Source organism: Agromyces aureus, assembly GCF_001660485.1.
Classification (GTDB): domain Bacteria; phylum Actinomycetota; class Actinomycetes; order Actinomycetales; family Microbacteriaceae; genus Agromyces; species Agromyces aureus.
Genome location: NZ_CP013979.1, coordinates 3,747,271 through 3,774,207, shown reverse-complemented (window position 1 = coordinate 3,774,207; position 26,937 = coordinate 3,747,271). Strand labels below are relative to the sequence as shown.

Below are 26,937 nucleotides of genomic sequence, written 5' to 3'. Positions count from 1 at the left end.
GTGGCGAGATCCTTTCGAGACGCGTCTTTCGGGCCACTGTCGCCACCGGGCGAATGCGCGCATGGTTGAGGGGTACCCCACGAAAGGACCCCACGAATGACCCGCATCGCGATCAACGGATTCGGCCGCATCGGACGCAACGTCGTCCGCGCACTCATCGAGCGCGACGCCGACCTCGAGCTCGTCGCCGTCAACGACCTGACGTCCCCGGCCGAGCTCGCGCGCCTGCTCAAGTACGACACGGCCGGCGGCCGCTTCAACGGCACCGTCGAGGCCGACGGCGACGTGCTCGTCATCAACGGCCGCCGCGTGAAGGTGCTCGCCGAGCGCGACCCCGCGAACCTCCCCTGGGGCGAGCTCGACGTCGAGCTCGTGCTCGAGTCCACCGGCCGCTTCACCGACGCCGAGGCCGCGAAGGCCCACATCACCGCGGGCGCAAAGAAGGTGCTCGTGTCGGCTCCGGCGAAGGGCGCCGACGCCACGCTCGTCTACGGCGTGAACACCGACGCGTACAACGCCGAGACCGACGTCATCGTCTCGAACGCGTCGTGCACGACGAACGCCCTCGCCCCGCTCGCGAAGGTCCTCGACGACCTCGCCGGCATCGAGCACGGCTTCATGACCACCGTGCACGCCTACACGCAGGACCAGAACCTGCAGGACGCCCCGCACTCCGACCCCCGCCGCGCCCGCGCCGCCGCCGAGAACATCGTGCCGAGCTCGACCGGTGCCGCGAAGGCCATCGGCCTCGTGCTGCCGAACCTCGACGGCAAGCTCAGCGGCGACGCCATGCGCGTGCCGATCCCGGTGGGCTCGATCGTCGAGCTGAACGCGACGGTCGCGAAGGACGTCACCCGCGACGAGGTGCTCGCCGCCTACAGGGCCGCGGCCGACGGCCCCCTCGCCGGCGTGCTCGAGTACTCCGACGAGCCGCTCGTGTCGAGCGACATCGTCGGCAACCCTCACTCGTCGATCTTCGACTCCGAGCTCACCCGCGTCGACGGCAAGCACATCAAGGTCGTCGCCTGGTACGACAACGAGTGGGGCTTCTCGAACCGCGTGATCGACTCGCTGCAGCTGCTCGCGGCCTGATCCTCCGGTCGATCCCGTCACGGATGCCGCCGCCCGCCGCTTCGGCGCGGGCGGCGGCATCGTGCTGAGCGGGCGTCGCTCCCCGTCGGTCTCGCCACAGGTCCGCGCCGCTACAGGTCGGTGTCGTTACCCGTCGGGTCGTCAGGGTCGCGCGCGAGCAGGGCCCCCGCGATGCCGAGCGCGGCCGCGACGATCATGAGGATCGCGACGGGCCACCAGTGCCCGCTCGTCGCGACGAGCCAGGCCGCCAGCAGCGGGGCCAGCCCGCCGCCCACGATCGCGCCGGCCTCGCGCCCGATCGTGATGCCCGAGTACCGCACCCGGGCCTCGAACAGCGATGCGAACCACATGGGCTGCACCCCGTCGGCTGCCGCGTTGACCACGCCGATCGTGAGGGCGACCACGCCGATCACGAGGGCCGCCGAACCCGTGTCGAGCGCGAGGAACAGCGGAACGGCGAGCATGGCGAGCCCGCTGAGGGCTGCGACCGTGAGCCGCGCCGCCCCGATGCGTTCGCCCACGCGCCCCCACAGCGGGCACGCGACCGCGGCGAGGCCCGCACCGACGATCAGCGCCGTGAGCGTCACCCAGCGCGGCATCGCGAGGGTCGTGACCGCGTAGCCGAGGCAGAAGACCGACACGAGGTAGAACGTCGTGTTCTGGCCCGCGCGCACGAGGAAGACCGCGAGCACGTTGCGCGGCCTGCGCAGCACGTCGGCGAGCGGATGCCGCGTGCGGCCGTGCTGCTCGATCAGCGCCGTGAACTCGGGCGACTCGTCGACCCGACGGCGCAGGTACACGCCGACGCCCACGAGCACGAGGCTGACGAGGAACGGCACGCGCCAGCCCCACGCGAGCAGGGCATCCTCGTCGAGCGCGGCCGTGACCGCGACGAAGGCGAGGTTGCCGAGCACGAGTCCGACGTAGAGCGCGCTCTGCACGAGTCCGCCCCGCGCGCCCCGTCGGTCGGGCCCGCTCTCGACGGCGAGCAGCACGGCCCCGCCCCACTCGCCGCCGGTCGCCGCGCCCTGCAACAGCCTGAGCACGACGAGCAGGGCGGGTGCGAGCACGCCGACCTGCGCGTAGGTGGGCAGCAGTCCGATGAGCGCGGTCGCGATCCCCATGACGAGCAGCGTGCCGAGCAGGGTCGTGCGGCGCCCGAAGCGGTCGCCCAGGTGGCCGGCGATGAGGCCGCCGAGCGGCCGCGCGAGGAATCCCGTCGCGAAGACCGCGAACGAGAACAGCATCCCGGTCGTCGGATCCTCAGTCGGGAAGAACAGCGCCGGGAACACGAGCGCCGCGGCTGTGCCGTAGAGGAAGAAGTCGTACCACTCCAGCGCCGTCCCGATCGAGGCCGCGGCCACGGCGCGTCGTGCGCGGCCGGGGTCGATCAGGACCCGTGGATCGGGGCCGACGGCGGTCGGCGGGTGGGCAGGGTCGACGTACGCGCGATCGATCATCGCGACATCCCTTCGCTAGTCCGAACTAGATCAGGTTCGACGGGTGTGATCTCAGCCGCGCGGATCGCGGCACCCCGTGTCACTGTCGGCGAGCCTAGCGCGGCCGTCTCCCGAGGTGTCCCGACGACCGCGTGACGATGTCGGCGGAGTGCGCCAGACTGGCCCGGTGACGCGTCGAGGGGTTCTGCTGTTCGCCGCGCTCGGCATCGCCTGGGGCATCCCCTATCTCTTCATCAAGATCGCGGTGAGCGAGCTCGAGCCCGCCATGGTGGTGCTCGGGCGATCCGGGCTGGCCGCCGTGCTGCTGCTGCCGCTCGCGTTCTTCCGTCGCGAAGTCGTCGCCGTCGTGCGCCGCTGGAAGCCGATGCTCGCGTACACGATCGTCGAGATCGTGCTGCCCTGGTACTTCCTGAGCTCTGCCGAGCAGCACCTGCCGAGCTCGACCGCCGGCCTGCTGCTCGCCGCCGTGCCGCTCGCGGGTGTCGCGATCGCGTTCGCGATGGGGCGACCCGAACGCCTCAGCGGGTCGAACTGGCTCGGCATCGCCATCGGCATGCTCGGCGTCGCGGCGCTCGTCGGCCTCGACGTCGCGGGCTCCGACCTCGGGGCTGTCGCCGAGATGGGGGTCGTGGTCATCGGCTACGCGCTCGGCCCCGCGATCCTCGCCCGCTGGATGCCCGACCTGCCGGGCATCGGCGTCGTCGCCGTCTCGCTCGCCGTCGCCGCCGTCATCTACGTGCCCGTGGTGTTCGCGACCTCGGCCTGGCCGGCCGCCTGGCCCTCGACCTCCGTCGTGGTGTCGATCATCGTGCTCGCGGTCGTGTGCAGCGCGCTCGCGTTCATCCTCATGGTCGCCCTCATCGGGGAGATCGGCCCGGTCAAGGCGACCACGATCACCTACGTGAACCCGGCCGTCGCGATCATCGCCGGGGTCCTCGTGCTCGGGGAGCGCATCACCGTCTGGACCGTCGTCGGCTTCGTGCTCGTGCTCACCGGCTCGTACCTCGTCACCCGGCGCCGCCGCGACCCGGTCGCCGCCCCGGCGCCGGAGGCCGCCCCGGCGGTCGAGTAGTGGCGACGACGGCCCCGGTTCTGCTCTGAGCGGATGCGCGAGACATCCGCAGACGGTCCGGCTAGCCTCGCGACATGGACGCGATCCGGCCGCAGACGACCGAGCGGATGCCGCGGCGCGGCGCCGAACACGAGCGCACCCCGCTCTGGCGCGAGGCGCTCGGCGCCTTCCTCCGACGCGAACGCCTCGCCCAGCAGCGCATCCTCGCCGACGTCGCGCGCGACGCCGACGTCTCGACGCAGTACCTCTCCGAGATCGAACGCGGTCGCAAGGAACCCTCGAGCGAGATCCTCGCCGCCGTGACCGAGGCGCTGGGGCTCACCCTGCTCGACGTCGCGGCCGGCGTCGCAGCCGAGCTCACGGGTCGTGAGGCGCGCGTGGCGCCGCGACCGCTCGTGGTGCTCGACCTCACCGCGCGAGGCGGGCACCGGCCGGGCCACCACGAGACGTCGGCTCCGGTCGCGGGCTCGATCCACGACGTCGCCCTCGTCGCCTAGGAGACTCCGCCGTTCGAGGAGGCGCGCCGGCGCCGTCTCGAGACCAGCGCCGCGCGTACGTCGGGTCTCGAGACGCTTCGCTCCTCGACCGGCGGGTCTCCGCGACCGGCGTCCTAGCCCGCGATCGCCTGAGCCCCCGCCCGCTGCACCGCGACCACGCGGTCGGCGAGCCCGTACTCGACGGCGGCCGCGGCATCCAGGATCAGCTCCCGATCGGTGTCGTGGCGCACCTGCTCGCGCGTGCGCCCCGTGTCGTGCGCGAGCACGGCCTCGAGTTCGCCGCGCACGCGCAGCACCTCGTCGGCGTGGATGATGAGGTCGGGGATCGACCCGCGCCCCTGTGTCGACGGCTGGTGCAGTACCGCCCGCCCGTGCCGCAGGATGCCGCGCATGCCGGGTGCTCCACCCGCGAGCAGCATCGCCACGGGGCCGCCGACCTGCCCGACGCACGTCGTCGCGACCGCGGGCCTGATGTGCTGGATGGTGTCGTACACCGCGAGCGCGGCCTGCGGCGAGCCGCCGGGGGAGTTGAGGTAGAGGTGCACGGGCGCCTCCTGGCTGTCGGCCTCGAGGTGCAGCAGTTGGGCGATGAGCACGTTGGCGACGCCGTCGTCGATCTCGGTGCCGAGCGTGATGATGCGCTCGCCGAGCAGCCGGCTGTACACGTCGACCGTGCGCTCCACGTTGCCGCGCCGCTCGGTGACGTACGGGATCGTGTAGCCGCTCATGCGAGCGCCCCCTGCCTGGCAGCGGCGGCGGGGTTCGCGAGCGGGTGCCCTCCGGCATCCGACCGGAAGCCCGGACCGTGCAGGCGACCGCGCGCGCCCGGATAGATGTCGATCGCGTCGTGCACGACCCGGTCGATGAACCCGTACTCGACGGCCTCCGAAGCCGAGACCCAGCGGTCTCGCAGCGAGTCCTCGGTGATGCGCTCGAGCGGTTGCCCCGTGTGCTCCGCGAGCAGGCCCAGCATCGTGTCGCGGGTCTGCCGCAGGTCGTCGGCCTGCAGTTCGACGTCGACCGCGGTGCCGCCGATGCCGGCCGACCCCTGGTGCATGAGGATGCGCGCGTGCGGCAGCGCGACGCGCTTGCCCGGCGTTCCCGACGAGAGCAGGAACTGGCCGGCGCTCGCCGCCATGCCGATCGCGACCGTCGCGACGTCGTTCGGGATCGCCTTCATGACGTCCATGATCGCGAGCATGGCGGTCACCGAGCCGCCGGGCGAGTTGATCCAGAACGCGATGTCGCGGTCGGGATCCTCGGCCGAGAGCAGCAGCAGCTGGCTCGTGAGCCGGTTGCCGAGGTTCTGGTCGAGCTCGGTGCCGAGCACGACGACGCGCTGGCGGAACAGCTGGGTCGAGAGGTCCGCATCGATCGGATGCAGCGGGGCCTGGGTGTCTTCGCTCATGCCCTCCAGCGTGCGCCGAGCGGATGTCGCATGCCGGCGTTTCCGCCGTGGGCAGTGCGGCCCTGGGCAGCACTGCTGTGGGCAGCACTGCTGTGGGCTGAGCGCGGGGCAAGGGTCGCCGGTCGAGGAGGCGCTTCAGCGCCGTCTCGAGACCTCGCCGGCAGGTCTCGAGACGCTGCGCTCCTCGACCGGCGGATGGAATGGGGATGCCGTGGCGGCGCCCCTCTCGTAGGATCGGACTGCGCTTCGGCGCCGCCCCAACCGACCCCCGACGGCCAGGAGCCCGAGTGACGACATCCGTTGACGACCCGCCCCCCGGTCGTCGTGCGGCCGCACGCGCGTCAGCGGCGACCCCTCGGCGAGCGTCCGACGACGGACGATTCCGCTACCACGTGTGCTCCCTCGAACCCGGCGGCGAGTACGAGGAGACCATCGTCGAGGTCGCCGGCGACGACGGTCCGCGGTTCTTCGCGACCGACACGGGCGCGCGCATGACCGAGGTCTCCGAGCGCTACGTCGTCGTGCGGCGCACGAGCGAGATCCGGTCGATGCACGAACTCGGCGCCGACGAGATGGCCGAGCTCGAGGCCGAGCTCGGGTTCGTGCGACCCGTCGCCGGACGCGATCCGCTCGAGGACCCCGCCTGGACCGAGTTCCTCGACGAGGCCGTGCCCTCCCGCCCGACCGGGCCGGTGACGCCGATCACGCCGAGCGCACCGCAGCCCGAGCCCCTGTCCGAGGCCGACGCCGAGCCCGAGGCCGACGAGCGCATCCCGATCGACGAGTTCGCGGAGCTCGCCGCCGCGCCCGACCCGATCGACACCGATCCAAGCGACACCGACCCTGCACGCAGCACGAGAGACGAGCACATGACGATGGATTCCGACGCAGACTGGACCTTCGAGCAGTTCGAGGCCGTGGTTGCGGGCTCCGCCCCCGCGCCTGCCCCCGCTCCCGCTCGACCGGTTCCGGTGGCCCCCGTCACCCCGATCGCCGCGGCCTCGGCGGTCAGGCCCGGTGCGCCCGTGCCCGGTGCGCCGGCACCCGTCGCACCCGCGCACGCACCGGTCGCGCCGGCATCCGCCCCCTCGTCAGCACCGGCCGCGAACGCGGCCGCACTGCAGATCGGGCTCGCGCAGGGCATCGCGTTCGTCGCGCACCGCGGCCAGACCGACAAGCTCGGCGCCGAGTACATCGACCACCCCGCACGTGTGGCCGAGACCTTCGACCCGGTCGCGCAGCCCGTCGAGGTCGCCGTCGCATGGCTGCACGACGTGCTCGAAGACACCGACCTCACCGCCGAGCGGCTCCGCGAGGCGGGCGTCGAGCACGAGATCATCGACGCCGTGCAACTGCTGACGCGCACGGCCGACGTCTCCGCGGCCGAGTATTACGCGCGCATCCGCACGAACGCCGTGGCGCGCAACGTCAAGCTCGCCGACATCGCCGACAACTCCGCGCCCTGGCGCCTGCGCAAGCTCGACCACGACACCCAGGCCCGCCTCGCCGAGAAGTACGCCAAGGCCCGCGCCGCGCTCGCCTGACCCCTCCCTCCTCTCAGCTCTGCGGATGCCGCGGGCGGCCAGGTGCCCCCGCGGCATCCGTCGTCTCTGCGCGCGTCCGCATAAAGGAATCTTGGTATTCGGTCTTGCTAAGTACCGGTACTCATGCTTACTATGTACCAGTAGTCAGCAACACCGAGTAGCAGAAGCAACCGAGTAGAGAAGGAGGATTCCATGGGCAAGCAGACGACCGAGATGCTGAAGGGCACGCTCGAGGGCATCGTCCTCGCGATCCTGGCCAAGCAGCCGGCGTACGGGTACGAGATCACGGCCCGGCTCCGCGACCAGGGCTTCTCCGACATCGCCGAGGGCACGATCTACGCCCTGCTGGTCCGCATCGAGCAGCGCGGCCTCGTCGACGTCGAGAAGGTCCCGTCCGAGAAGGGCCCGCCGCGCAAGGTCTACGCGTTGAACGCGACCGGCGGCGAGTACCTCGAAGAGTTCTGGGGGACCTGGAGCTTCCTCGCCGAACGCATCGAACAGCTCCACCGCGACATCCGACCGAAGCACGACACCGACGACACCAACCGCACCGACGAAGCAGAAGGAGCATGACCATGGCCGCGAAGTGGATCGAAGCCCTCACCGGCTCGCTCGAGCAGAAGAAGCAGTACAAGCAGTACAAGGCCCGCATCGCCGCGCTGCCCGAGCCGTACCGCGCGGCGGCGAACGCGTTCGAGCGGTACTTCATGTACCAGGGCGGCATCACCGACGGCGACCCCGCGGTCATGATGACCATGCTCGGCGACTTCGCCGACCTGTGGGAGCGCGCGGCGATCGATCAGACGCCGATCAGCGAGATCGCCGGCGGCGACCCCGTCGCGTTCGCCGAGGCGTTCAGCGAGGCCTACGTGGGCAAGCGCTGGGTCGACAAGGAGCGCAACCGCCTCACCAAGACGATCGAGGGCCTCGAGGAGGCCGAAGGGAGGGACGCGCGATGACCACCGCGACCCAGCCCGCACCCGCGATCCGGGTGCAGGGCATCGAGAAGTCCTTCAAGGACCTCCAGGTGCTGAAGGGCGTCGACTTCGACGTGAAGGCGGGCAGCATCTTCGCGCTGCTCGGCTCGAACGGCGCCGGCAAGACGACGCTCGTGCGCATCCTGTCGACGCTGCTGAAGGCCGATGCCGGCACCGCGACGGTGCACGGCTTCGACGTCGCCGCGAAGCCCAACGACGTGCGCGAGTCGATCAGCCTCACCGGTCAGTTCGCCGCCGTCGACGAGGTGCTCACCGGGCGCGAGAACCTCGTGCTCGTCGCGAAGCTCCGCCACCTGAAGAACCCCGGCGCGATCGCCGACGACCTGCTCGCCATGTTCGGGCTCACCGAGGCCGGCGGCCGCAGGGCGGCGACCTACTCGGGCGGCATGCGTCGCCGGCTCGACATCTCGATGAGCCTGATCGGCGACCCGCCGGTCATCTTCCTCGACGAGCCGACCACGGGCCTCGACCCGCAGGCGCGCATCGAAGTGTGGCAGACCGTCAAGCAGCTCGCGAAGGGCGGCACGACCGTGCTGCTCACCACGCAGTACCTCGATGAGGCCGAGCAGCTCGCCGACCGCATCGCGATCCTGCACGAGGGCCGCATCATCCAGAACGGCACCCTCGCCGAACTCAAGCAGCTGCTGCCGGCCGCGAAGGTCGAGTACGTCGAGAAGCAGCCCTCGCTCGAGGACGTCTTCCTCACGCTCGTCGGACACACCGGCGAGGCAGCAACGGACGATGCCGACACGACCCGCGCGAGCGGTTCGGCCTCGGCAGGAAAGGAACTCCGATGACCACCCACGTCCTCGGCGACACCCGGGTGCTCACGGCCCGGTCGCTGACCCACATCCTCCGCAGCCCCGACACGATCATCACGACGGCGGTCACCCCGATCGCACTGATGCTGCTGTTCGTGTACGTGCTGGGCGGCGCGATCAACACCGGATCCGACGAGTCGTACATCAACTACATGCTCCCGGGAATCCTGCTGATCACGATCGCGTCGGGCGTCGCATACACGTCGTACCGGTTGTTCCTCGACCTGCAGGGCGGCATCTTCGAGCGGTTCCAGTCCATGCCGGTCGCGAGATCGAGCATGCTCTGGGCGCACGTGCTCACGTCCCTGGTGGCGAACCTCGCTTCGATGGCGATCGTGATCGGCGTCGCGCTGATCATGGGGTTCCGCACCGGCGCGTCGGTGGCGGCCTGGCTCGCGGTCATCGGCATCATGGTCCTGTTCACCCTCGCCATGACCTGGCTTGCCGTGGTCGCAGGGCTCTCGGCGAAGACCGTCGACGGTGCGAGCGCGTTCAGCTACCCGCTGATCTTCCTGCCGTTCATCAGCTCGGCCTTCGTGCCGACCGAGTCGATGCCCGCGCCGGTCGCCTGGTTCGCCGAGAACCAGCCCGTGACCTCGATCGTCGACACCACGCGGGCCTTGTTCGCCGGCCAACCGGTCGGCAGCGACATCTGGGTCGCCCTCGCCTGGCTGGTCGGCATCCTCGTCATCGCCTACGTATGGGCCGTCGCGATCTACCGCCGCAAGTTCAGCTGAGCGGATGTCGCGGGCCGCGCGATTTCGTCCGCGGACATCTGATCGCCCCCTCTCCGAAACCTCGGAGCAGGGGGCGATCTGCGTGCGCCGACGGCCCGACCGGCCCCGCAGCCCGAACTCTCGGCGCTCGGCGTTAGGGATCCGTGCGGATCCGCGCTATCGACGTTTCGAGACCGTCGGCATCGGGCGCCCCCGGTCCGGCAGGGCGTAGACCGGGGGCATGTCATCCCTTCCTCGCGACTTCGTGCTGCACGGATCCCGTTCGATGCATCGAGCGGCCACGGCGGTGCACTCGGCCTGCTCCGCCGAATGGCTCGCCGTCCGCGACGGGCGTCATCGCTGGGGGGACTCCTCCGCGGTCGTCGGCCGGTACGGCGTGGTGGTGCACACCGTGGTGGTCTATCCGCCTGGTTCGTCGACGGTCGATCGTCGCTGGATCCGCGCCTGGCGTTCGGCCCCACTGTTCTCGGTGGTGCTGTTCTGGGTGAGCCTCGCCGTGTTCGCGTCGGCCGTCCCGATGGGGTGGGCGTTCGCGGCGGCGATCGGGGCCGTCGTCGCGATGGTCGCGGCACTCGCTCGACGCACGCGGGACCTCCGCCGATCGGTGGTCCAGCTCATGACCGAGGTGTCGCCCGGCAGCGCCGCCGACGGAGCGGCGGTGCGTCAGGCGGCCGTGCACCGCCTGGTCGCGACCATGAACGCCACCGAGGTGCAGCTCGCGGCGGGGCGCATCGACGAGCTCGAGTTCCAGCGTCGCTGGCACACCGCATACGACGCCGTCAGGTCGGCGGGATTCAGACGACGTGCACAGCCGGCCGACGCTTGAGGTCGGGTTCTGCCTCGCGGAGCACCTCGCGGGTCACGGGTGCGACCTCGCCGACCCCGGTGATGAGGTAGCGGAACATGTTGGAGATGGGGTTGCCCTCGGTCCACTCGCAGTAGACCGTCGGTACGACGCCGGTCGCGTCGCGGGCAGCGAGCAGCACGGCGGCGATCGTGTTCGGCACGTTGCCGCTCCGCACACGGAGCACGCGATATCCGAACTGACTCGAGCCGACCACGTCAAGGTCCTCCTCGAAGTCGGACGAGTCGGAGGGGTGCACCTCGAGGAAGATCGTGCGGGCGCCGGCGGGGATGTTGCTGTACCGGCGCTCATCACGGTCCTTGGCGGCGTATTCGTGGCCGCTCTCCGAGTGCGGTTCGTGGGCGATGAAGAGCAGTTCGCCGCGCTCGGCGTCGTCGGCGATGAACTCGGTCGCCACCGGGTCGAATGCCACGGTCGGAGCCCGCAGCTCGAACGAGCGGCCGACGCGGGAGACGAGCGAGATCACGAGGATGCCCAGGATGAACAGCGCGGCGATACGGAGGCCGTCGGGCCGTTCGACGATGTTGAGCGCCGTCGTGTAAAGGAAGACCACGGTGATGACGCCGAAGCCGATGAACTGCGGCCGCTGTCGCCGTTGGCGGGCCGAGATCGTCACGGCGACCGATGCCGAGGTGATGAGCACGAGCACGCCGGTGGCGTACGCGCCGCCCTGCGCGTCGACGTCGGCCTCGAAGATGATCGTGATGAGGAACGCGATGGCGATGAAGACGATCACCAGCGGGCGCACGGCGCGCGCCCACTGCGGCGCCATGCCGTACTTCGGGAGGTAGCGGGGCACGAGGTTCAGAAGGCCGGCCATGGCCGAGGCCCCCGCGAACCAGAGGATGAGGATGGTGCTGACGTCGTAGACCGTGCCGAACGCCTCGCCGAGGAATTCGTGCGCGAGGTAGGCGAGGGCGCGGCCGTTCGCCTCGCCGCCGGGCTGGAACTCGGCCTGCGGGATGAGGAGCGTCGTCGTGAAGCTCGAGGTGATGAGGAACGCGCTCATGATGACCGCGGCGGTCGTGAGCAGTCGGCGGGCACCCCTGATGCGCGTCTGCGGGTCGTTCGGCGGGTCGTTCTGGGAACCGTGGATCTGCGGCATCACGGCGACGCCGGTTTCGAACCCGGAGAGACCGAGGGCGAGCTTCGGGAACACGATGAGCGCCACGCCGATGACGAGCAGCGGGTCGCCGTGCTGTGTGAACAGCGCTGACCACCAGTCCTCGATGACGACCGGGTTCTCGATCACGTGCCAGATCGCGACGACGACCACCACGAGGTTCAAAGCCAGGAAGACGGCGACGAGCACGACGGCCACCCGGATCGCCTCGCGGAAGCCCTTCAGGAAGACGAGCCCGAGCAACGCGATCAGCACGAGCGTGATCCACACCTGCCCGCCCTCGAACCACGCAGGGGCGAAGGGGTTGGCGATGGCGTGCGCCGACGCGTCGGCGGCCGACAGCGTGATCGTGATCATGAAGTCGGTCGCGGCGAAGCCGAGGAGCACGAGCACGAAGAGCTTGCCCGCCCACCAGGGCAGCAGGCGTTCGAGCATCGCGATCGACCCTGAGCCCTTGAAGCTCTCCTTCGCGACCCGGCGGTAGACCGGCAGGGCGCCGAAGAGGGTGAGCGCGACGAGCACGAGGGTCGCGAACGGCGACACCAGGCCGGCCGCGAGGGCGGCGATCGCCGGTTGGTAGCCGAGCGTCGAGAAGTAGTCGAGGCCTGTCAGGCACATGACCCGCCACCAGGAGTTCGTGTGCTCGACCCGCTTCGCGTGCGGGCCCTGGTGGGCGCCGCTGTCGTCGACGAGGCCGGTCATCAGCCAGCGGCCGAGCCCGGAGCGCGGCACGCGGGCGTGCGCGACCGGCACGACGATGCTCTGCGGCTCGCTCGTCTCGGCCTCCGCCGACGTCGTGGGTTCTGGGCCGTCGTTGTCGGTCACGGATCGAGCGTAGTTGCGTGTATGGGACGCCCGGGCCTGATCGCGTTAGGAAACCGTTAGGATTTCGGCCCCGGCCGAGCGGATGTCGATTCCGCCCGCGCCCGTTCGACGCTTGAATGAGAGCGGATGTCGCGTCTCACCCAGAACACCCAGACCAACCCCCGACCGGAAGCGAGCCCCGCCATGCGCCCCATCATCATCACCGCGTTCGTCAGCCTCGACGGCGTCATGGACTCCCCGGGCGGCGGCGACCACCCGCGCGCCGGCTGGACCTTCAAGGAGGTGCCCTTCGTCGCCGAAGCCTACGAGATGAAGGGAACCGAGCAGCTCGAGGCATCCGCGATGCTGCTGGGTCGCCAGAGCTACGACGAGTTCGCGCCGATCTGGCCGACCATGGCCGAGTTCGCGGAGTACAACGCGATGCCGAAGTACGTCGTCTCATCGACCCTCGAAGACCCCGAGTGGACCAACACGCACGTGCTTCGCTCGCTCGACGAGGTCGCGGCGCTGCGCGAGGGCGAAGGCGGCCCGATCATCGTGCACGGCAGCGCGAAGCTCGGCCAGGGGCTCGCGGCGGCCGGACTCGTCGACCGCTACCACCTGCTGGTCTTCCCGCTGACGCTCGGCAGCGGCAAGCGCCTCTTCGACGGCAACGCGACGGGCACGATGAAGCTCGTCGTCCAGGCCGCCTACGACAACGGCATCATCAAGGCCGTCTACGACGTCGAGTACTGAGCGGGGCAGGGCAGGGCTGAGTGGGGCGGATGCCGCGGGCGGGCGCTCGCGGCATCCCTTGCCGCCCGGCTGCGACCGGGAGTAGCCTCCGATCGCCCGCCCATCGTCGATCGGAGCCGTCATGCCCGCAGCAGCCCTTCCCTCGAGCGGTGACGCGCCGACGCCCGGTGCGAAGACCTGCGACGCGAGTGGCATGGCCGAGATCCACCGCCTGTTCAAGGTCGGCTTCGGCGAGGGCCCGGCACTCGTCACAGGCGTCGGCGAGGCGGATGCCGCGCACGCCGACGTCGTCGGCGACCACCTCGCGATGCTCTCGACGAGCCTGCACGCGCATCACGAGGGTGAGGACGCGAGGCTCTGGGGCGCGCTCGAGCAGCGGGCACCCGCGTGCGCGGTGCACGTGGAGCGCATGAAGGCGCACCATGCCGAGCTGCTCGTGCACCTGGTCGCCCTCGACGAGGCGCTGCCCGCGTGGCGCGCGAGCGGTCGGCGCGACGACGCGGCATCCGTGCTCTCGGCGCTCGACGGGGTCAATGCGGCGCTCGACGTGCACCTGCCCGACGAGGAGGCGAACATCGTGCCCGTCATGGAGCGCACGCTCACGCAGCAGGAGGTCGAGTGGTTCGGCGAGCACGGCCGTGCCGCGACGCCGAAGGGCAAGATGTTCGTGCAGCTCGGGGCCATCCTCGCGGCGCAGCCCGACGGCGGCGACGAGTGGATGCGGCGCAACCTGCCCGCGCCCGTTCGCGGCATCTGGCGCGCGTTCGGCCGGCGCACCTACGAGAGGAACCGCGCGCAGCTGCTCGGCACGCGCTGACGACGACGGGGCGGATGCCGCGGGCCGGCGTCAGTCGATCGTCACCGCGTCGCCGACGGCGAGCTCGCCGAGGTTCTGCGGCACGAGCAGCACGCCGAACCAGGTCTTGCCGTCGCGGCGGCGGTGCTTCGAGAGCGTACGGATCGGCTCGAGCCCGCGTTGCAGGGTGAACGGGTCGATACCGGTCATCATGCAGCGGTCGCAGCCGCCGGCGTTGCGGAACCGCACGCCGCCGATGGTCACGAAGCCCCAGTCGTCCTCGGCGAACGGCTCGTCGCCGTCGACGACGAGGTTGGGCCGGAACCGCAGCATGTCGAGCTCGGGAGCGCTCTCGTCGGTCCACGCGTTCAGGGCGGCGAGCGACGCCTCGGTCGTGAGCAGCAGGGGAGCAGCGTCGGCGAGTGACATGTGATCGCCCTCGAGTCCGCCGTGCTCGGCGCTCACCGGTCGCACGGTCGGGTCGGGCTGCCAGACCAGCCGCACCGACTGCCCGATGCGCTCGCTCAGCCAGTCGTCGGCCTCGGCGCCCGCGGGCAGCGCGGTGCCCTGGCGCGAGACGCCCACGGCGACGGGTGCGGCATCCGTCGGCACGTCGATGCGGAGCGGGGCGGAGGTCGCGCCGCCGAGCAGCACCCCGCCGTCGGCGAGCGGCTCGGCCGTGAGGCCCAGCATCTGGTTGCGTTCGCGAGCGGTGACCGTGCGACCGGTGTCGTCGACGACGGCCCAGCGGCGGTCGGCCGCGAGCCCCCACGGCTCGACGCGTGCGGATCGCACGTCGAGGCCGCCGAGCGACTTCACGGGGTAGAGGCGAACGCGGGTGAGCTGCATGCGAACACGCTACCCGCCCGCACGAAGCGGGGCCGACCTCCGAAGAGGCCGGCCCCGCCGGTGCTGTCGTTCAGTCGTTCAGTCGTTCAGTCGTGCTGAGGTGTCGCGGTCGGTGACCGCGCGCCGCTACTTGCCCACCGCCTTCAGCGCGCTGATGATGCCGTTGCCGTAGAACCCGTTCTGCTTGAGGTTGCCCTCGCAGGTGTGGGTCGCGGTGATGGTCGCGCCGGCCGGCGTGATGCGCGTGTACGTGAACGCCGCCGGGGTCGGGCACGCCGTGTCGACGGCGGTCTGGCGCAGGCGGGCGTCGACGATCGCCGCGGGCAGGTACTTGCCGCCCCGGATCACGTCGGGGATGCCGTACTTGCTCACGATGAGCGCGGCGACGCCGGTCGCGTGCGGCGAGGCCATCGACGTGCCCTGGAGGTACTGGTAGTACCCGCAGGTCGTGCCGGCCGCGTCGCAGCTCTTGACGACGCCGTCGACGAGCACGTTGCCGGCCTCGTCGATCGCGCCCGACTCGAGGGCGAGCGCCTTCGGGTAGGCCGCGAGGATCGCCTTGCCGATGTCGCGCGTGTTCGTCGGGGTGTCGTAGACGTCGCCGCCGGGAGCCGCGACATCGATGTAGCCGTTGCCGTAGTCGGAGTAGTAGGCCTTGCGCTTGGAGACGCCGGTGCTGCTCACCGAGATGACGCCCTTGCCCTCGCTCGGCATCGAGATGCACGTCGCGGGGTCGAGCAGGTCGCGCGGGTACGCCACTTCGCCTTCGACGTCGGCGAAGTCGGGGCTGCTGGAGTCGCTGAGGACCTTCGTGTAGTCGGTCGCACCGTTGCCGGCCGCCGACACGAGCGTCACGCCGCGCACGCGCGCGTAGTCGAGCGCCCGCTGCATGGCCTTGACGATGGTCTGCTGCTCCTGCTGATCCTCGAGCGAATCGGCCGGGTTGCTCGCGCAGTTGAAGAGCCACGGGTCGAGGTAGTAGCTCATGTTCACCACGTCGACGCCGATCTTGCCCGCGTAGGTGAGGGCGTCGATCGAGGGCTGCAGGAAGAAGTACCCCGAGTCCTGGCCGGCCCGCAGGTTCACGAGGGTCACGTTCGGTGCGACGCCCGCGATGCCGATGCCGTTGATCGGCGAGCCGATCGTCGACGCGACGTGCGTGCCGTGGCCGTCTTCGTCGACGTTCGCGGCATCGGTGCACGAGCCGTCGGCCTCGTCTTCGCACGGGCCGTCGATGACGTCGCCGTTCGCGTCGTACGGGATGTCGACCGTGAAGTTGCGGCTCTTGGCGTTGTCGAAGTTCGGGGCGATGTCGGGGTGCGTTCCGTCGACGCCGGTGTCGAGGATGCCCACGAGCACCTTCTTGCTGCCGGGCTCGACCTTGTACGAGCCGTCGACGGTGGCGCCGATCTGCTGCATGTCCCACTGCAGCGGTGCGAGCGGCTCGGCGGTGAGCGCGGCGCCCTTGCCCTTCGCTGCGGCGGCCGGTGCGGCCGGCGTCGCGCCCCCGCCTGCGCGGGTCTCGGCCTCGGCCTCGTCGATCTTCTTGGCCTCCTCGCCGCTGACGGCGTCGTCGGGCACGTCGGCGATGATGCGGTTCTGCGCGGTGCCCTCGATGGCTCCCTGCGCGAGCGCCTGGGCCTCGAAGCCGGCGTCGGTGGTGCGGACCGTCGCGACCCCCACATCGGTGTTCTCGCTGACGATCGTGCCCCCGGCCGCCGTGACGGCGGCCTTCGCGGCGGCCGACGAGGTGCCGGCGGTGAAGAGCACGACGTACTCCTGCTCACCGGACTCCCCGCTGGTCCCGGTGGTGAATGCGCTCGCCGGTGCGGCGGCCAGGGCCGTCAGGGCGAGCGCGAATGCGGATGTTGCGGCGATGGTGCGGAATCTACGCATGGTTCTCCTTCACATCGAGCGTGATGGCGAGAGCCTCCCACTCGGTGAAGGGGCGGAGCAAGGGGTTGCGGGGATGTCGCACGATACGCGCGGCGCGAGCATCGAATCGACGCTCACCGGGCGTTCCCGCGCTCGTGCTCGGCCGCATTCGCGGCGCAGACGACGGATGCCGCAACCGGTGGTCGAGGAGCGAAGCGTCTCGAGACCCATCTCGGGGGCGGGTCTCGAGACGCTCCTCCGTCGCTCCTCGACCACCGGTTCGCCTCGACTACACCGCTGCCGGCGCCGACTCGGCGAGGGCCGCGCGCAGGCCGTCGACGAGGGTCGTCGTCGGGCGGCCGGTGAGTCGCGAGATGGTGCCGGTCGGCACGTCGAGCACGCCGCTCGCGATGCCGGCGTCGAGCGCCACGACGAAGCCCGCGACGTCGGCGGGCAGCCCGGCGCCCTCGAGGGCGGCGACGTGCTCCTCGGTGGTCAGCGGCGTGTAGACCACGTCGCGCCCCAGGATCTCGGATGCCGCGGCCGCGAGGTCGGCGTAGGTGAACGCCCGGTCACCCGAGAGCTCGTAGACCTCGCCGAGGTGGCCGTCCTCGAGGAGCACGACGGCTGCGGCGTCGGCGAGGTCGGCGCGCGTCGCACCGACGATCGCGCCGTCGCCCGAGGAGGAGGCGACCACGCCGGACTCGGCGGCGCGCGCGACATCCGCCGCGTAGTTCTCGATGTACCAGTTGTTGCGCAGGATCACCGCGGGCACGCCCGATTCGGCGATGACGGCCTCGGTCGCGGCGTGCTCGGGAGCGAGCGGGTAGTCGGCGGTCGCGGCCTTGGGGGCGCTCGTGTAGACGAGCTTGGTCACGCCCGCGGCCTTCGCGGCGTCGATGACGTTGCGGTGCTGCGCGACGCGCTGGCCGAGCTCGGAACCCGAGATGAGCAGCACGGTGTCGACCCCCTCGAGGGCGGCCGCGATCGTGTCGGGCTTGCCGTAGTCGAGCTCGACCGTGCGCAGGCCGCGAGCCGCGGCATCCGCGAGCTTGGAGGTGTCGCGTGCGCCGGCGACGATGCTCGACGGTGCTGCGCCGCGGGCGAGGAGGGCGTCGACGGTGAGGCGGCCGAGCTGGCCCGAGGCGGCGGTGACGAGGATGGTCATGAGGTCTGGTTCCTTCCGATGGGGTACGTGAGGGACAACCGGATGTTGCGGCGAATGCATTCCCGATGGAGGGTACCCACTTTGAAGTAAGCTACCCACATGATGGTAAGTCTTGCGGAGATCCGGCGCTCATCCGGCGAGGTGTTCACCGAAGGGTGCCCCACCCGGGTCGTCCTCGATCACATCATGAGCAAGTGGGGCGTGCTCGTGCTGCTCGCGCTCACCGACGGCACGCAACGTTGGGGCGAGCTGCGCCGCGAGGTGCAGGGCATCAGCGAGAAGATGCTCGCCTCGACCCTGCGGACGCTCGAAGCCGACGGACTGGTCTCGCGCACCTCGTACCCCGAGGTGCCGCCGCGCGTCGAGTACGCGCTCACCGACCTCGGCCGCGAGCTCATGGAACGCATGCTGCCGCTCGTGCAGTGGGTGGCCGTGCACGCGGGCGACATCGTGCCCGGCGAGGCCGTCTCGGCCTGAGCTCGGGGAGCCGGTTGAGCCCACACGGGAACGACGAAGGCGGGCCCCGACCGGGAGCCCGCCTTCGTTGCGTTCGTGATCTTCACGAGATCTGAGCGGATGACGAGATTCGAACTCGCGACCCTCACCTTGGCAAGGTGATGCGCTACCACTGCGCCACATCCGCACCGCCCGCGTTTCCGCGTGCTGTACGACCTTACCCCAGTACGGGGCCGATGGCTGACAGCCAGGACGCCGCGCGCGCCGGGCACGCCCGACGAATCGGCTCGACTCAGTCGTCGGCCGACGCGGCCTCCGCTCGCTCGATGACCTCCGCCGCATGGTCGGGCACGAGGTTCGCCCACTCGCGGGGCGGGCGCTCGTAGCCGCCGGCGTCGGGGCGGGGCGGGATCACGATCTCCTCGCGCTCGACCGGCTGGTACGGGATCTTCGAGAGCAGGTGGTGGATCATGTTGACGCGCGAGCGGCGCTTGTCGTCGCTCTCGATCTCGTACCAGGGCGCCTCCGAGATGTCGGTGTTCGCGAACATCGCGTCCTTCGCGCGCGAGTAGTCCTCCCATTTCGTGATCGAGAGCACGTCGTTGGGGCTGAGCTTCCATCGCCGCATGGGGTCTTCGAGGCGCGAGCGGAAGCGCTCCTCCTGCACGACGTCGGACACGCTGAACCAGTACTTCAGCAGGATGATGCCGTCTTCGACGAGCATGCGCTCGAAGATCGGCGCCTGGTGCAGGAACCGGTGGTACTCCTCGTTCGTGCAGTACCCCATGACGCGTTCGACGCCCGCCCGGTTGTACCAGGAGCGGTCCATGAGCACGATCTCGCCCGCGGCCGGCAGGTGCGGCACGTACCGCTGGAAGTACCAGCGGGTCTTGTCGCGCGCGCTCGGCGTCGGCAGGGCGACGACGCGCGTGACGCGCGGGTTGAGGTACTCCGAGACGCGCTTGATGGTGGAGCCCTTGCCCGCGGCATCCCGCCCCTCGAAGATCACGACGATGCGGGCGCCCGACTCCTGAACCCAGGCCTGCATGTCGACGAGCTTCGCCTGCAGGTCCTTCAGCTCGCGTTCGTACAGCTTCTTCGGCATCCGCTTGGTCATCGTGTACCTCCTGGCTGAAGCCTAGAGGGGCGGATGCCGCGGCCGCCGTCAGCTGAGGTGCGCGAGCCGCGGCCAGAGCTCGTCCCACCCGGTGGTGCGGCCGGTGCAGAGGGTGATCGGCACGTCCTGCTCCTCGTTGTCGACGTCGAGCCCGTTGTCGAGGTGCGCCAGGGTCGTGCACGAGGCGAAGTCGCCGGTGACGCGGCGCGACAGTTCGCCGACGAAGACGACGTCGGTCGCGGCATCCGAGGGCCTCGCCTGGAACCAGAGTGCGTTGTGCCCGCTGTACACGGCGCCGGGGTCGAGGCCGTGGTCGGGGCCGTAGCGCGCGATCGCGCCGGCCTCGCCGTAGTTCGAGGTGATGACGACCGGCGCATCGGCGCTCGCGGCAGCACCTGCAGCGTCGGCGTCACGTGCGTCGTCGATGACCGCCGCGACCTGCTCGACGTACGTCGGCCAGCCGATCGTGTCGCCGACGGTCTGGTTCATCGCGGCGAACGGGCTCGCACCCACGAGCGCGGGGGGCAGCAGCGGCAGGGCGATGAGCGCCGAGACGACGGCATTCAGGGCCACGCCCGCCCAGACGAGGGCGCTGCGGCCGCGCGTGCGCATCCACTCGGCGGTCGGCACGGCGCCGAGCGCGAGCAGCACCTCGATCAGGCCGAGCGGGTAGTACGGCTGCGCGCCGCCCGCGATCGTGGCGAGCACGACGACCGCGAATGCCACCGCGAACAGGCGGATCGGGCGCCACGCCGGCCGACGGAACAGCCCGACGAGCCCGGCCACCCAGATCGGCACGAGCGGCGGGCCCGCGAGCAGCAGTAAGAACGGCAGCGTCAGCAGGCGCCCCGCGCCGTCGGTGTCCTCGGCCAGCGCGGCGCCCATGCGCAGCTGCGGCAGGTCGTTGGCGACCTGGAACACGAGGTTCGGCAGGGCGACCACGACCGCGATGCCGACGCCCGCCCAGAGCCACCTCGAGCGCAGCACCCGCCACGGCCCGACCGCGAGCAGGCCCACGCCGATGCCGGCGACGAGCAGCACGACGAGCAGCTTGTTGTAGGTCGCGAGGCCCGTGACGAGTCCGACCGCGAGCCACCAGCGCCCGGCCGCGCTGCTGCCGGCGTGGCCGGGGCCTCCGGCGCCGTCACGACCGTCGCGCAGCAGCGCCCGCATCGCAAACAGCGCGACGAGCGGCCACACGAGCAGGTCGAACGACGCCGTGAGCAGCACGTGCCCGAAGACCATCGGGAACGAGGCGGATGCCGCGGCCCACGCCGCGACCGCCTGCGCACGCCTGCCGCCGCCGGCCTCGCGGGCGATGAGGGCGAGCACGAGCACCGCCGAGGCCGCCGCCAGGATCGCCGGGATCCGCAGCGCCCACGGCTCGTCGACGACCGAGGTGATCGCGCGCGCCACGAGCGGCGTCAGCGGCGGTTGGTCGACGTAGCCCCAGGCCGGATCGAGCATGCGGAAGTACAGCTCGTCGCGATGGAACCCGTACCACTGGCTCGTCGCCGCGAGCAGCACGACGAGCGCGGCCATCGCGCCGAACACGGGCGCGCGCGCGAGGGGGTCGAGTCGCTCGATGCGGGCCGAGGCACCGGGCCGGGCAGGGCGGATGCCGCGCGCCGGCGCCTCGCTCGACGGTCGCGTCGGTGCGTGCCCGCCCGCGGCATCCGACATGCGGCTCACCCTAGCGGCGCCGCCCGACGCCCGCGAGGTGCGGCCACGCGGAGGCCCGGTGGTCGAGTAGGCGCGCCAGCGCCGTATCGAGACCCGACCGAGTCGAACACGGCGGCATCATCCACCCCGCGACGGAGGCGGCCCCCTCCCCGGACCGGTAGCGTGCGGCCCATGCACGACGAACTGCGCGACGCGATCGTGGTCGACTTCCCGCTGCGGGGCGAGGGCGCGAGTGGGTGAACCCGTTCCGCGAGTTCTTCCTCGCGACGCGCAACGCGTTCACCTTCCGGCCCGAGAAGATCGGGTCGATCCTCGGCAACCACGTGCTGCTGCGCGGTGAGGTCGCCGTGGCACCCGGCCAGCGCGTCGCCGCGGGCGACGTGCTCGGCCGTGTCGGGCACACCGGCAACTCGACGTCGCCGCACTTGCACCTCCAGCTCATGGACTCGCCGGACCTGATGACGGCGAGCGGGCTGCCGTGCGCGTTCCGGGCCTACGAGGTCGAGCAGGGCGGCGCGTGGCATCCGGTCGTCGACGGCGTGCCGGGGCGGCGCGACCGGATTCGCTCGGTGTGACGCAGGGCCGGCCTGTTGCCGCCGCGCCGCTCGGGGCCCGAGCGCTCGCGACCGCGTCTGATAGCCATGAGTCATGGTCACCGATGCAACTTCGTCGCCCGTGGCGGCCGCCGCCCGCCGGATCCTCGAGGCGAATGCCTACCTGACCCTCGCCACCGCCGACGCCGCGGGGCGGCCGTGGGCGACGCCCGTGTGGTTCGCCGTGCGCGACCTGCGCGAGTTCGTCTGGGTCTCGCGCCCGTCGCGCCGCCACTCCGAGAACATCGCCGCACGAGCCGAAGTGGCGCTCGCCGTGTACGACACGACGACGCCCGTCGGCGATGCGACCGCGGTCTATGCCGAAGGGCTCGCCGAGCCGGTTCCCGAGGACGCGATCGACGATGCGCTCGCCGTGTACAACGCCGGCTGCGAGGCATCCGGGCTCCGCCCGTGGGCCGAAGGCAGCGTCACCGGCGCAGCCCCGCACCGCCTGTACCGCGCGGTCGCGTCGCACCTCTGGGTGCTCGACGAGCGCGAGGACCGCGTCGAGGTCTACTGACAGGCCTCTGAGCCGATCGACCGGGTGATGGCCGACGCAACGTCGCTCGTGAAGGTGCGGCACACGCTGCGCCAGATCGTGAACGTGAAGGGCGACGAGCGATTCGTCGGCCGTGCTCTCGCTCGTCGACCTTCACGATGCCGTAATGCCAGTTCCGCCTCATCAGTGAGGCGGAACTGGCATTGCCGCGCGGCACCAGGGGTGTCGTGCAGCGCCTTCCGGGTGTCATCGGTCGGCAGTACGGTCGAGGCACCGCAATCGAAGGAGCCCCCATGCCCACGACCGCCATGACCTGCCTGCTCGTCGAGGGGCCGCTCGACGAGATGGCCGAGTTCTACACCTCGCTCGTGCCCGACTCGGCCGTGCTGAACGTCGGCCGCTGGCCGGCCGACTCCGAGCGGGCGGGGGAGCCGCTCGCGGTCGACTTCACCGTCGCGGGTGCGCGATTCCAGCTGATCTCGGGCGGTCCGGATGTCGCGCTCACGCCGGTCGTCTCGATCAAGCTCGAGGTCGACGACCAGGCCGAGGTCGACCGCCTCTGGAGCGCGCTCCTCGCCGACGGCGGCGAGCCCAGCCAGTGCGGCTGGCTCACCGACCGCTACGGACTCTCGTGGCAGCTGATCCCGCGGGGGTTCACCGAGCTCATGGCGACGTCGGATGTCGCACTGCAGCAGCAGCTCTTCGCGGCGATGCTCACGATGACCAAGCTCGAGATGCCCGTCTTCGAGGCGATCGCCGAGGGGCACGCCGCGCAGGCGTAACGCGCGACTCGTGCGCACGGTCGAATGCCCGCCGCACGTCAGCGACGCGGTGGATGCCGCTCATGCGCCGCCCTTGGTGAACTCGCGCGCGGGCTTGCCGACGGTTCCCCTGGCGAGTGATCCGGTCGGCTCGAGCTGCGGTTCCATGAGACGACGGAACGTGTCGCGCGGCAGCGCCCGGCCCGCCACGGCCTCGTGCAGCTCGTGCAGCTCGCGGATCGTGAACGTCGGCTCGGGCAGCAGCCCGAACGGGTCGGGGTGCTCGGCGTGGCGCGCGCGCAGCTCCGCGACGGCGAGCTCGATGATCGCGTGGTGGTCGAACGGCATGGGCGGCAGGTCGGCCACCGGCACGAGCTCGGTGCGAGCGCGATCGGCGAGCTGCGACATCCGCACCGGTGCGAGGTGCGCGACCGAGAGCACCCACCCGCGATCGTCGCGATCGGGCGCGTCGAACACGTGCAACTGCACCGGGCGGATGCCGGTGATGCCGGCCTTCTCGGCGAGCGATCGGGCGACCGCGCCGGCGAGCGTCTCGCCCTCGTGCAGGAACGTGCCCGGCAGCCGCAGATCGCCGTCACCCGTGACCGCGACCACGCTGAGTGCACCGCCCGGGGGTACCGTGAGCACGGCCGTGTCGACCGCGACCGAGGGCCGGGGGTAGTCCGTGAGGGCCTTGCCCCGCGAGTCTCGCTGCTGCACTTGACAATTCAAGCAGATCTGCGCAAACTGTCAACAACGGAGATTCGCGCAGAAATGCGCTAACTCTTCCGAATGCAGAATCGAAGCACGTCGAGCCGAAGGAGCCGGCCATGGAAGCCCTCACCGCCCTGCTGCAGTCGCAGCTCTTCTCGATCGCCGGGCAGCCGGTCTCGGTCGTCGAGGCCATCGGCTTCCTCACCGGCGCGCTCTGCGTCTGGGCGGTCGCTCGCGGCAGCATCCTGAACTGGCCGCTCGGCCTCGCGAACAACCTCGCGTTCCTCGTGCTCTTCGCCGGCGTCGGGCTCTACGCGGATGCCGCGCTGCAGGTGGCCTTCGGGGTGCTCGGCGTCTACGGCTGGATCGTGTGGGCGCGGCGAACGCGCGATGGGGCGGGCGTGGCATCCGCGGTTCCGATCCGGCGGGCTCGGGGCCGCGAGCTCATCGTCGGAACCCTGATCGCGCTTGTCGCGACCGTCGGCGTCGGCTACCTGCTCGCCGCCGAGACGAACTCGCAGGTGCCGTGGCCCGACGCGTTCATCCTCGCGTTCTCGCTCTTCGCGACCTGGGGCCAGGCGCGCAAGCTGCTCGAGCAGTGGTGGATCTGGATCGCCGTCGACGTCGTGTCGATCCCGCTGTACCTGGTGAAGGGGCTCTGGCTCACGGCGCTGCTCTACACGGGCTTCCTCGCGCTCTGCGTCTACGGGCTCGCACGGTGGACGCGCGAGTACCGCGCCGGTCGTGCTGACGACGACCTCGCCGCTCCCGCCGGTCGAGGAGCGCAGCCCGTTCCCGCCGGTCGAGGAGCGCAGCGCGTCCCCGCCGGTCGAGGAGCGGAGCGTCTCGAGACCCGCGAACCCGCCGAAATCGAGGCCCGCGCATGACCCGCGAGCCGCACGGCCTGATCATCGGCAAGTTCTACCCGCTCCACGCCGGGCACCTGGCGCTCATCCGTTACGCCTCGCAGCACGCGCACCGCGTCACGGTGCTCGTCATGGGCAGCACGTTCGAGACCATGTCGCTCGCCGACCGGCAGCGATGGGTCGCCGCCGAGACGGCCGCGCTCGGCAACGTCACCGTGCTCGGCACCCGCTCGGATGCGCCGGTCGAGTACGACACCGCCATCGCCTGGGAGGCGCACATCGCCTCGACCGTGGCGGCGCTCGCCGCGGTGACCGAGGCGGGCGTGCCACCCGTGACCGCGGTCTTCAGCTCGGAGCACTACGGCGACGAGTTCGCCGCGCGGCTCGGCGCACGGCACGTCGTCTTCGACACGTCGCGCGAGGCGGCCAGCGTGAGCGGCACGATGATCCGCGGCGATCTCGCCGGCCAGTGGGCGCGGGTCGCGGCATCCGCTCGGCTCGATCTGGCGACCCGCGTCATCGTGGTGGGCGCCGAGTCGACGGGTTCGACGACGCTCTCGCGCGCGCTCGTCGAGCACTACCGGGCACGGGGATTCGAACGGATGCCGCACGTCGAGGAGTACGGGCGGCAGTTCACGTACGACCTGCACGCCCGCGCGGTCGCGGCCGCCGGGCACGACGTGTCGATGGACGACCTCGTCTGGCTGCCGGAGCACTTCGCCGAGATCGCCGCCCGCCAGACCGAGCTCGAGAACGAGGCCGCGCTGGCCTCGCCGCTCGTGATCGCCGACACCGATGCGCTGGCGACCGAGCTCTGGGAGCGGCGCTACCTCGGGTCGACGTCGCCCGAGACGCACCGGGCGGGCGTCGACGGCCTGCCGCGTCGCGACGTGTACCTCGTGACCGACCACGTCGGCGTGCCCTTCGAGCAGGACGGCTGGCGCGACGGCGAGCACGTTCGCGCCGCGATGACCGGCTGGTTCGTCGAGGAGCTCACCCGGCGCGGGCACTCGTGGGTGCTGCTCCGCGGGGAGCACGCCGAGCGACTGCGCTACGCGACGCGCCTCGTCGACCAACTGTGGCGCCGCAACTCGTCGTTCGGCCAGGCGCCGTGGGCCGACCGCACGGTGCTCGCCGCCGCCCCCGCCCCCGCCGCCGCCGCCGGTGCCGCCTCGGCGGTCGAGTAGCGACACCCCGCCGGTCGAGTAGCGAAGCGTATCGAGACCAGACGACGGCCGGCGCGCCGAGGCGCCCGCCGGCCGCGCCCACCTCACTGCAGGTTCGTGTAGATCGCGTCCTCGTAGTCGAAGTTCGGCGAGATCTGCATGGTCAGCGAGTTCGCGTCGGTGACCGACCAGGCCTCCTGCCACGTCACCGATTCGCCGGGCAGCACGACCGTGGTCGGCGGAATGCCGATCGTCGAACCGTCTGCCGGCACGTCGAAGATCTGGCTGGACTCCTGCCCGGCCGACGAGAGGCGCGAGTAGACGGCCGGCTCGAAGTTCTCGGTCGAGTTGTTCGTGATGGTCAGCGTGAACACGAGGTTCGCGGCTTGATCGGCGCCCGCCGCGAACTCGGTCGGCGTGTAGGGCGTCGGCGCGGCGACGGTCAGCTCGAGGCCGTCCTCCCAGCCCATCGTGTCGCCGAAGGCGAGGGTCTCCGCTGCGGGCGGGGCCTCGTCGTCGGCCGGTTCGTCCGCGGCGTCCTCCGCTGCCTCGGATGCCTCCGCGATCGCGCTCGGCAGTTCGTCGATGGCCTGGTTGACGGCGACCGACGCGACCAGCCAGAACACCACGAAGCCGGCGATGGTGCCGAGCACCGACAGGATGAGGCCGGTGATCGCGGCCCACTTCGCGCCGCGCATGAACAGCGCGACGATCGAGAGCACGAACGCGATGGGCAGCAGCACCCAGCCGACGACGAAGGCGAACGGGATGCACGCGAAGACGAAGCCGACGGCGGCCACGATGAGGGCGATGATGCCGAGCACGTGCGGCTTGCCCTTGGCGCCGGGCGGCGGGGGCGTCGAGCTCGCGGTGCCGTAGCCCGCGCCCGCGCCCGCGCCCGCGACGGAGGCGGCCCCGACGGGTGCTCCGGGTTGGACGGCGGACCCGTACGGTGCGGGGTCTGGAGCGCCGTACGGGCTGGTCGGCGCCGAAGCCCCGGTGGCGGACCCGTGCGGTTCGGTGACCGGCGGTGCGAACGGCTCGACCGGCGGCGGCGCGACCGGTTCGGGTGCGGCGTCGGCCGCGGGCGCCGCGGGCGCGAACTGGTCGGTCCACTGCCGGCCGTCCCAGTAGCGCTGTCGTCCGCTGCCGTCGTCGTACCAGCCGGCGGGCGTGTTGGTCGGATCGCTCATCGGATTCCCCCTCCGTCGCGACGC

The 26,937-nt window shown here is 71.2% G+C and carries 28 protein-coding genes, 1 tRNA gene and 1 riboswitch; of the genes, 17 read left to right on the top strand and 12 right to left on the bottom strand.

The features are described 5' to 3' along the window. The first annotated feature begins 96 nt into the window (after window positions 1–96). Complete coding sequence (gene gap, locus ATC03_RS16895) at window positions 97–1,092, top strand: type I glyceraldehyde-3-phosphate dehydrogenase (protein WP_067879654.1); 996 nt, start codon at window positions 97–99, stop codon at window positions 1,090–1,092. 110 nt (window positions 1,093–1,202) lie between these two features. Here the strand turns inward: gap and ATC03_RS16890 are convergent, their stop codons facing one another. Then, a complete protein-coding gene (locus ATC03_RS16890; RefSeq protein ID WP_084003767.1) occupies window positions 1,203–2,552 on the bottom strand; it encodes an MFS transporter in 1,350 nt (449 codons plus the stop codon). Beyond that, a riboswitch (TPP riboswitch) is annotated at window positions 2,543–2,639 on the bottom strand. Its footprint overlaps the gene before it by 10 nt. Window positions 2,640–2,718: 79 nt before the next feature. Between ATC03_RS16890 and ATC03_RS16885 the strand changes: the two genes are divergently transcribed. Together ATC03_RS16885 and ATC03_RS20035 are read left to right on the top strand one after the other, a co-directional pair. After that, the gene (locus ATC03_RS16885) at window positions 2,719–3,624 is read left to right on the top strand and encodes a DMT family transporter (protein WP_067879651.1); all 906 of its coding nucleotides are present in this window, start codon (window positions 2,719–2,721) and stop codon (window positions 3,622–3,624) included. Window positions 3,625–3,698: 74 nt separating this feature from the next. Then, window positions 3,699–4,121 carry a helix-turn-helix domain-containing protein gene (locus ATC03_RS20035; RefSeq protein WP_152030998.1) on the top strand — a complete coding sequence of 141 codons (423 nt, stop codon included), beginning with the start codon at window positions 3,699–3,701 and terminating at the stop codon, window positions 4,119–4,121. A 113-nt stretch (window positions 4,122–4,234) separates the two neighbouring features. Here the strand turns inward: ATC03_RS20035 and ATC03_RS16875 are convergent, their stop codons facing one another. Together ATC03_RS16875 and ATC03_RS16870 are read right to left on the bottom strand one after the other, a co-directional pair. Then, window positions 4,235–4,849, bottom strand: coding sequence for a ClpP family protease (locus tag ATC03_RS16875; RefSeq protein WP_067879648.1), 615 nt, complete (start codon window positions 4,847–4,849; stop codon window positions 4,235–4,237). Next, window positions 4,846–5,529, bottom strand: coding sequence for a ClpP family protease (locus tag ATC03_RS16870; RefSeq protein WP_084003577.1), 684 nt, complete (start codon window positions 5,527–5,529; stop codon window positions 4,846–4,848). Before ATC03_RS16870 ends, ATC03_RS16875 begins: the two co-directional genes overlap by 4 nt. Window positions 5,530–5,816: 287 nt before the next feature. On the opposite strand from ATC03_RS16870, the gene ATC03_RS21090 reads away from it, so the two are divergent. The 6 genes from ATC03_RS21090 to ATC03_RS16840 all read left to right on the top strand — a co-directional run bounded on the left by ATC03_RS21090 (window position 5,817) and on the right by ATC03_RS16840 (window position 10,455). After that, window positions 5,817–7,073: a hypothetical protein gene (locus tag ATC03_RS21090; RefSeq protein ID WP_227820144.1), complete on the top strand. Its 1,257-nt coding sequence runs from the start codon at window positions 5,817–5,819 to the stop codon at window positions 7,071–7,073. Window positions 7,074–7,265: 192 nt separating this feature from the next. Further along, the gene (locus tag ATC03_RS16860; RefSeq protein WP_067879645.1) at window positions 7,266–7,646 is read left to right on the top strand and encodes a PadR family transcriptional regulator; all 381 of its coding nucleotides are present in this window, start codon (window positions 7,266–7,268) and stop codon (window positions 7,644–7,646) included. A gap of 2 nt (window positions 7,647–7,648) precedes the next feature. Next, on the top strand, window positions 7,649–8,032 hold the full coding sequence (locus ATC03_RS16855) for a DUF1048 domain-containing protein (protein ID WP_067879642.1): 384 nt from the start codon (window positions 7,649–7,651) through the stop codon (window positions 8,030–8,032). Further along, the gene (locus ATC03_RS16850; RefSeq protein WP_067879639.1) at window positions 8,029–8,868 is read left to right on the top strand and encodes an ABC transporter ATP-binding protein; all 840 of its coding nucleotides are present in this window, start codon (window positions 8,029–8,031) and stop codon (window positions 8,866–8,868) included. Before ATC03_RS16855 ends, ATC03_RS16850 begins: the two co-directional genes overlap by 4 nt. Beyond that, complete coding sequence (locus ATC03_RS16845) at window positions 8,865–9,629, top strand: ABC transporter permease (RefSeq protein ID WP_067879636.1); 765 nt, start codon at window positions 8,865–8,867, stop codon at window positions 9,627–9,629. Before ATC03_RS16850 ends, ATC03_RS16845 begins: the two co-directional genes overlap by 4 nt. A gap of 220 nt (window positions 9,630–9,849) precedes the next feature. Further along, entirely contained in the window at window positions 9,850–10,455 is a 606-nt protein-coding gene (locus tag ATC03_RS16840; RefSeq protein ID WP_152030997.1) for a DUF6611 family protein, read from the top strand. Here the strand turns inward: ATC03_RS16840 and ATC03_RS16835 are convergent. Then, entirely contained in the window at window positions 10,424–12,319 is a 1,896-nt protein-coding gene (locus tag ATC03_RS16835) for an APC family permease (RefSeq protein WP_227820303.1), read from the bottom strand. The two genes, ATC03_RS16840 and ATC03_RS16835, sit on opposite strands and share 32 nt — an antisense overlap. 249 nt (window positions 12,320–12,568) lie before the next feature. Between ATC03_RS16835 and ATC03_RS16830 the strand changes: the two genes are divergently transcribed. Continuing rightward, on the top strand, window positions 12,569–13,177 hold the full coding sequence (locus ATC03_RS16830; RefSeq protein ID WP_227820143.1) for a dihydrofolate reductase family protein: 609 nt from the start codon (window positions 12,569–12,571) through the stop codon (window positions 13,175–13,177). A gap of 121 nt (window positions 13,178–13,298) precedes the next feature. Beyond that, a complete protein-coding gene (locus ATC03_RS16825) occupies window positions 13,299–13,994 on the top strand; it encodes a hemerythrin domain-containing protein (RefSeq protein ID WP_067879630.1) in 696 nt (231 codons plus the stop codon). Window positions 13,995–14,024: 30 nt separating this feature from the next. On the opposite strand, the gene ATC03_RS16820 is transcribed toward ATC03_RS16825, so the two are convergent. The 3 genes from ATC03_RS16820 to ATC03_RS16810 form a co-directional block, all read right to left on the bottom strand. Then, window positions 14,025–14,822 carry an MOSC domain-containing protein gene (locus ATC03_RS16820; protein WP_067879627.1) on the bottom strand — a complete coding sequence of 266 codons (798 nt, stop codon included), beginning with the start codon at window positions 14,820–14,822 and terminating at the stop codon, window positions 14,025–14,027. Window positions 14,823–14,948: 126 nt separating this feature from the next. Further along, complete coding sequence (locus ATC03_RS16815; protein WP_067879624.1) at window positions 14,949–16,718, bottom strand: S8 family peptidase; 1,770 nt, start codon at window positions 16,716–16,718, stop codon at window positions 14,949–14,951. A 268-nt stretch (window positions 16,719–16,986) separates the two neighbouring features. After that, window positions 16,987–17,865: an SDR family oxidoreductase gene (locus ATC03_RS16810; RefSeq protein WP_067879621.1), complete on the bottom strand. Its 879-nt coding sequence runs from the start codon at window positions 17,863–17,865 to the stop codon at window positions 16,987–16,989. Between the two features lie 99 nt (window positions 17,866–17,964). On the opposite strand from ATC03_RS16810, the gene ATC03_RS16805 reads away from it, so the two are divergent. After that, window positions 17,965–18,342 carry a winged helix-turn-helix transcriptional regulator gene (locus ATC03_RS16805; RefSeq protein WP_067879618.1) on the top strand — a complete coding sequence of 126 codons (378 nt, stop codon included), beginning with the start codon at window positions 17,965–17,967 and terminating at the stop codon, window positions 18,340–18,342. A 94-nt stretch (window positions 18,343–18,436) separates the two neighbouring features. Here ATC03_RS16805 and ATC03_RS16800 read toward each other — a convergent pair. The 3 genes from ATC03_RS16800 to ATC03_RS16790 form a co-directional block, all read right to left on the bottom strand. Beyond that, window positions 18,437–18,508: transfer RNA gene (locus tag ATC03_RS16800), tRNA-Gly, on the bottom strand. 105 nt (window positions 18,509–18,613) lie between these two features. After that, window positions 18,614–19,438 (bottom strand): polyphosphate kinase 2, encoded by an 825-nt coding sequence (gene ppk2 / locus ATC03_RS16795; RefSeq protein WP_227820142.1) that lies wholly within the window; start codon window positions 19,436–19,438, stop codon window positions 18,614–18,616. 48 nt (window positions 19,439–19,486) lie between these two features. Further along, window positions 19,487–21,121, bottom strand: coding sequence for a glycosyltransferase family 39 protein (locus ATC03_RS16790; protein ID WP_084003576.1), 1,635 nt, complete (start codon window positions 21,119–21,121; stop codon window positions 19,487–19,489). Window positions 21,122–21,357: 236 nt separating this feature from the next. On the opposite strand from ATC03_RS16790, the gene ATC03_RS16785 reads away from it, so the two are divergent. The 3 genes from ATC03_RS16785 to ATC03_RS16775 all read left to right on the top strand — a co-directional run bounded on the left by ATC03_RS16785 (window position 21,358) and on the right by ATC03_RS16775 (window position 22,995). Continuing rightward, the gene (locus ATC03_RS16785) at window positions 21,358–21,696 is read left to right on the top strand and encodes a M23 family metallopeptidase (RefSeq protein WP_067879612.1); all 339 of its coding nucleotides are present in this window, start codon (window positions 21,358–21,360) and stop codon (window positions 21,694–21,696) included. 73 nt (window positions 21,697–21,769) lie between these two features. After that, complete coding sequence (locus ATC03_RS16780) at window positions 21,770–22,234, top strand: pyridoxamine 5'-phosphate oxidase family protein (RefSeq protein ID WP_067879609.1); 465 nt, start codon at window positions 21,770–21,772, stop codon at window positions 22,232–22,234. A gap of 272 nt (window positions 22,235–22,506) precedes the next feature. Further along, window positions 22,507–22,995, top strand: coding sequence for a VOC family protein (locus ATC03_RS16775; protein ID WP_152030996.1), 489 nt, complete (start codon window positions 22,507–22,509; stop codon window positions 22,993–22,995). Between the two features lie 60 nt (window positions 22,996–23,055). Here the strand turns inward: ATC03_RS16775 and ATC03_RS16770 are convergent, their stop codons facing one another. Beyond that, window positions 23,056–23,694: an NUDIX hydrolase gene (locus tag ATC03_RS16770; RefSeq protein WP_152030995.1), complete on the bottom strand. Its 639-nt coding sequence runs from the start codon at window positions 23,692–23,694 to the stop codon at window positions 23,056–23,058. Window positions 23,695–23,804: 110 nt separating this feature from the next. Between ATC03_RS16770 and pnuC the strand changes: the two genes are divergently transcribed. Beyond that, window positions 23,805–24,575 (top strand): nicotinamide riboside transporter PnuC, encoded by a 771-nt coding sequence (pnuC, locus tag ATC03_RS16765; RefSeq protein WP_067879603.1) that lies wholly within the window; start codon window positions 23,805–23,807, stop codon window positions 24,573–24,575. Continuing rightward, window positions 24,572–25,741 (top strand): AAA family ATPase, encoded by a 1,170-nt coding sequence (locus ATC03_RS16760; RefSeq protein ID WP_067879601.1) that lies wholly within the window; start codon window positions 24,572–24,574, stop codon window positions 25,739–25,741. The genes pnuC and ATC03_RS16760 overlap by 4 nt, the downstream gene beginning before the upstream one ends. A gap of 83 nt (window positions 25,742–25,824) precedes the next feature. Here the strand turns inward: ATC03_RS16760 and ATC03_RS21085 are convergent, their stop codons facing one another. Next, window positions 25,825–26,913 (bottom strand): DUF2510 domain-containing protein, encoded by a 1,089-nt coding sequence (locus ATC03_RS21085; RefSeq protein ID WP_067879598.1) that lies wholly within the window; start codon window positions 26,911–26,913, stop codon window positions 25,825–25,827. Window positions 26,914–26,937: the final 24 nt, after the last annotated feature.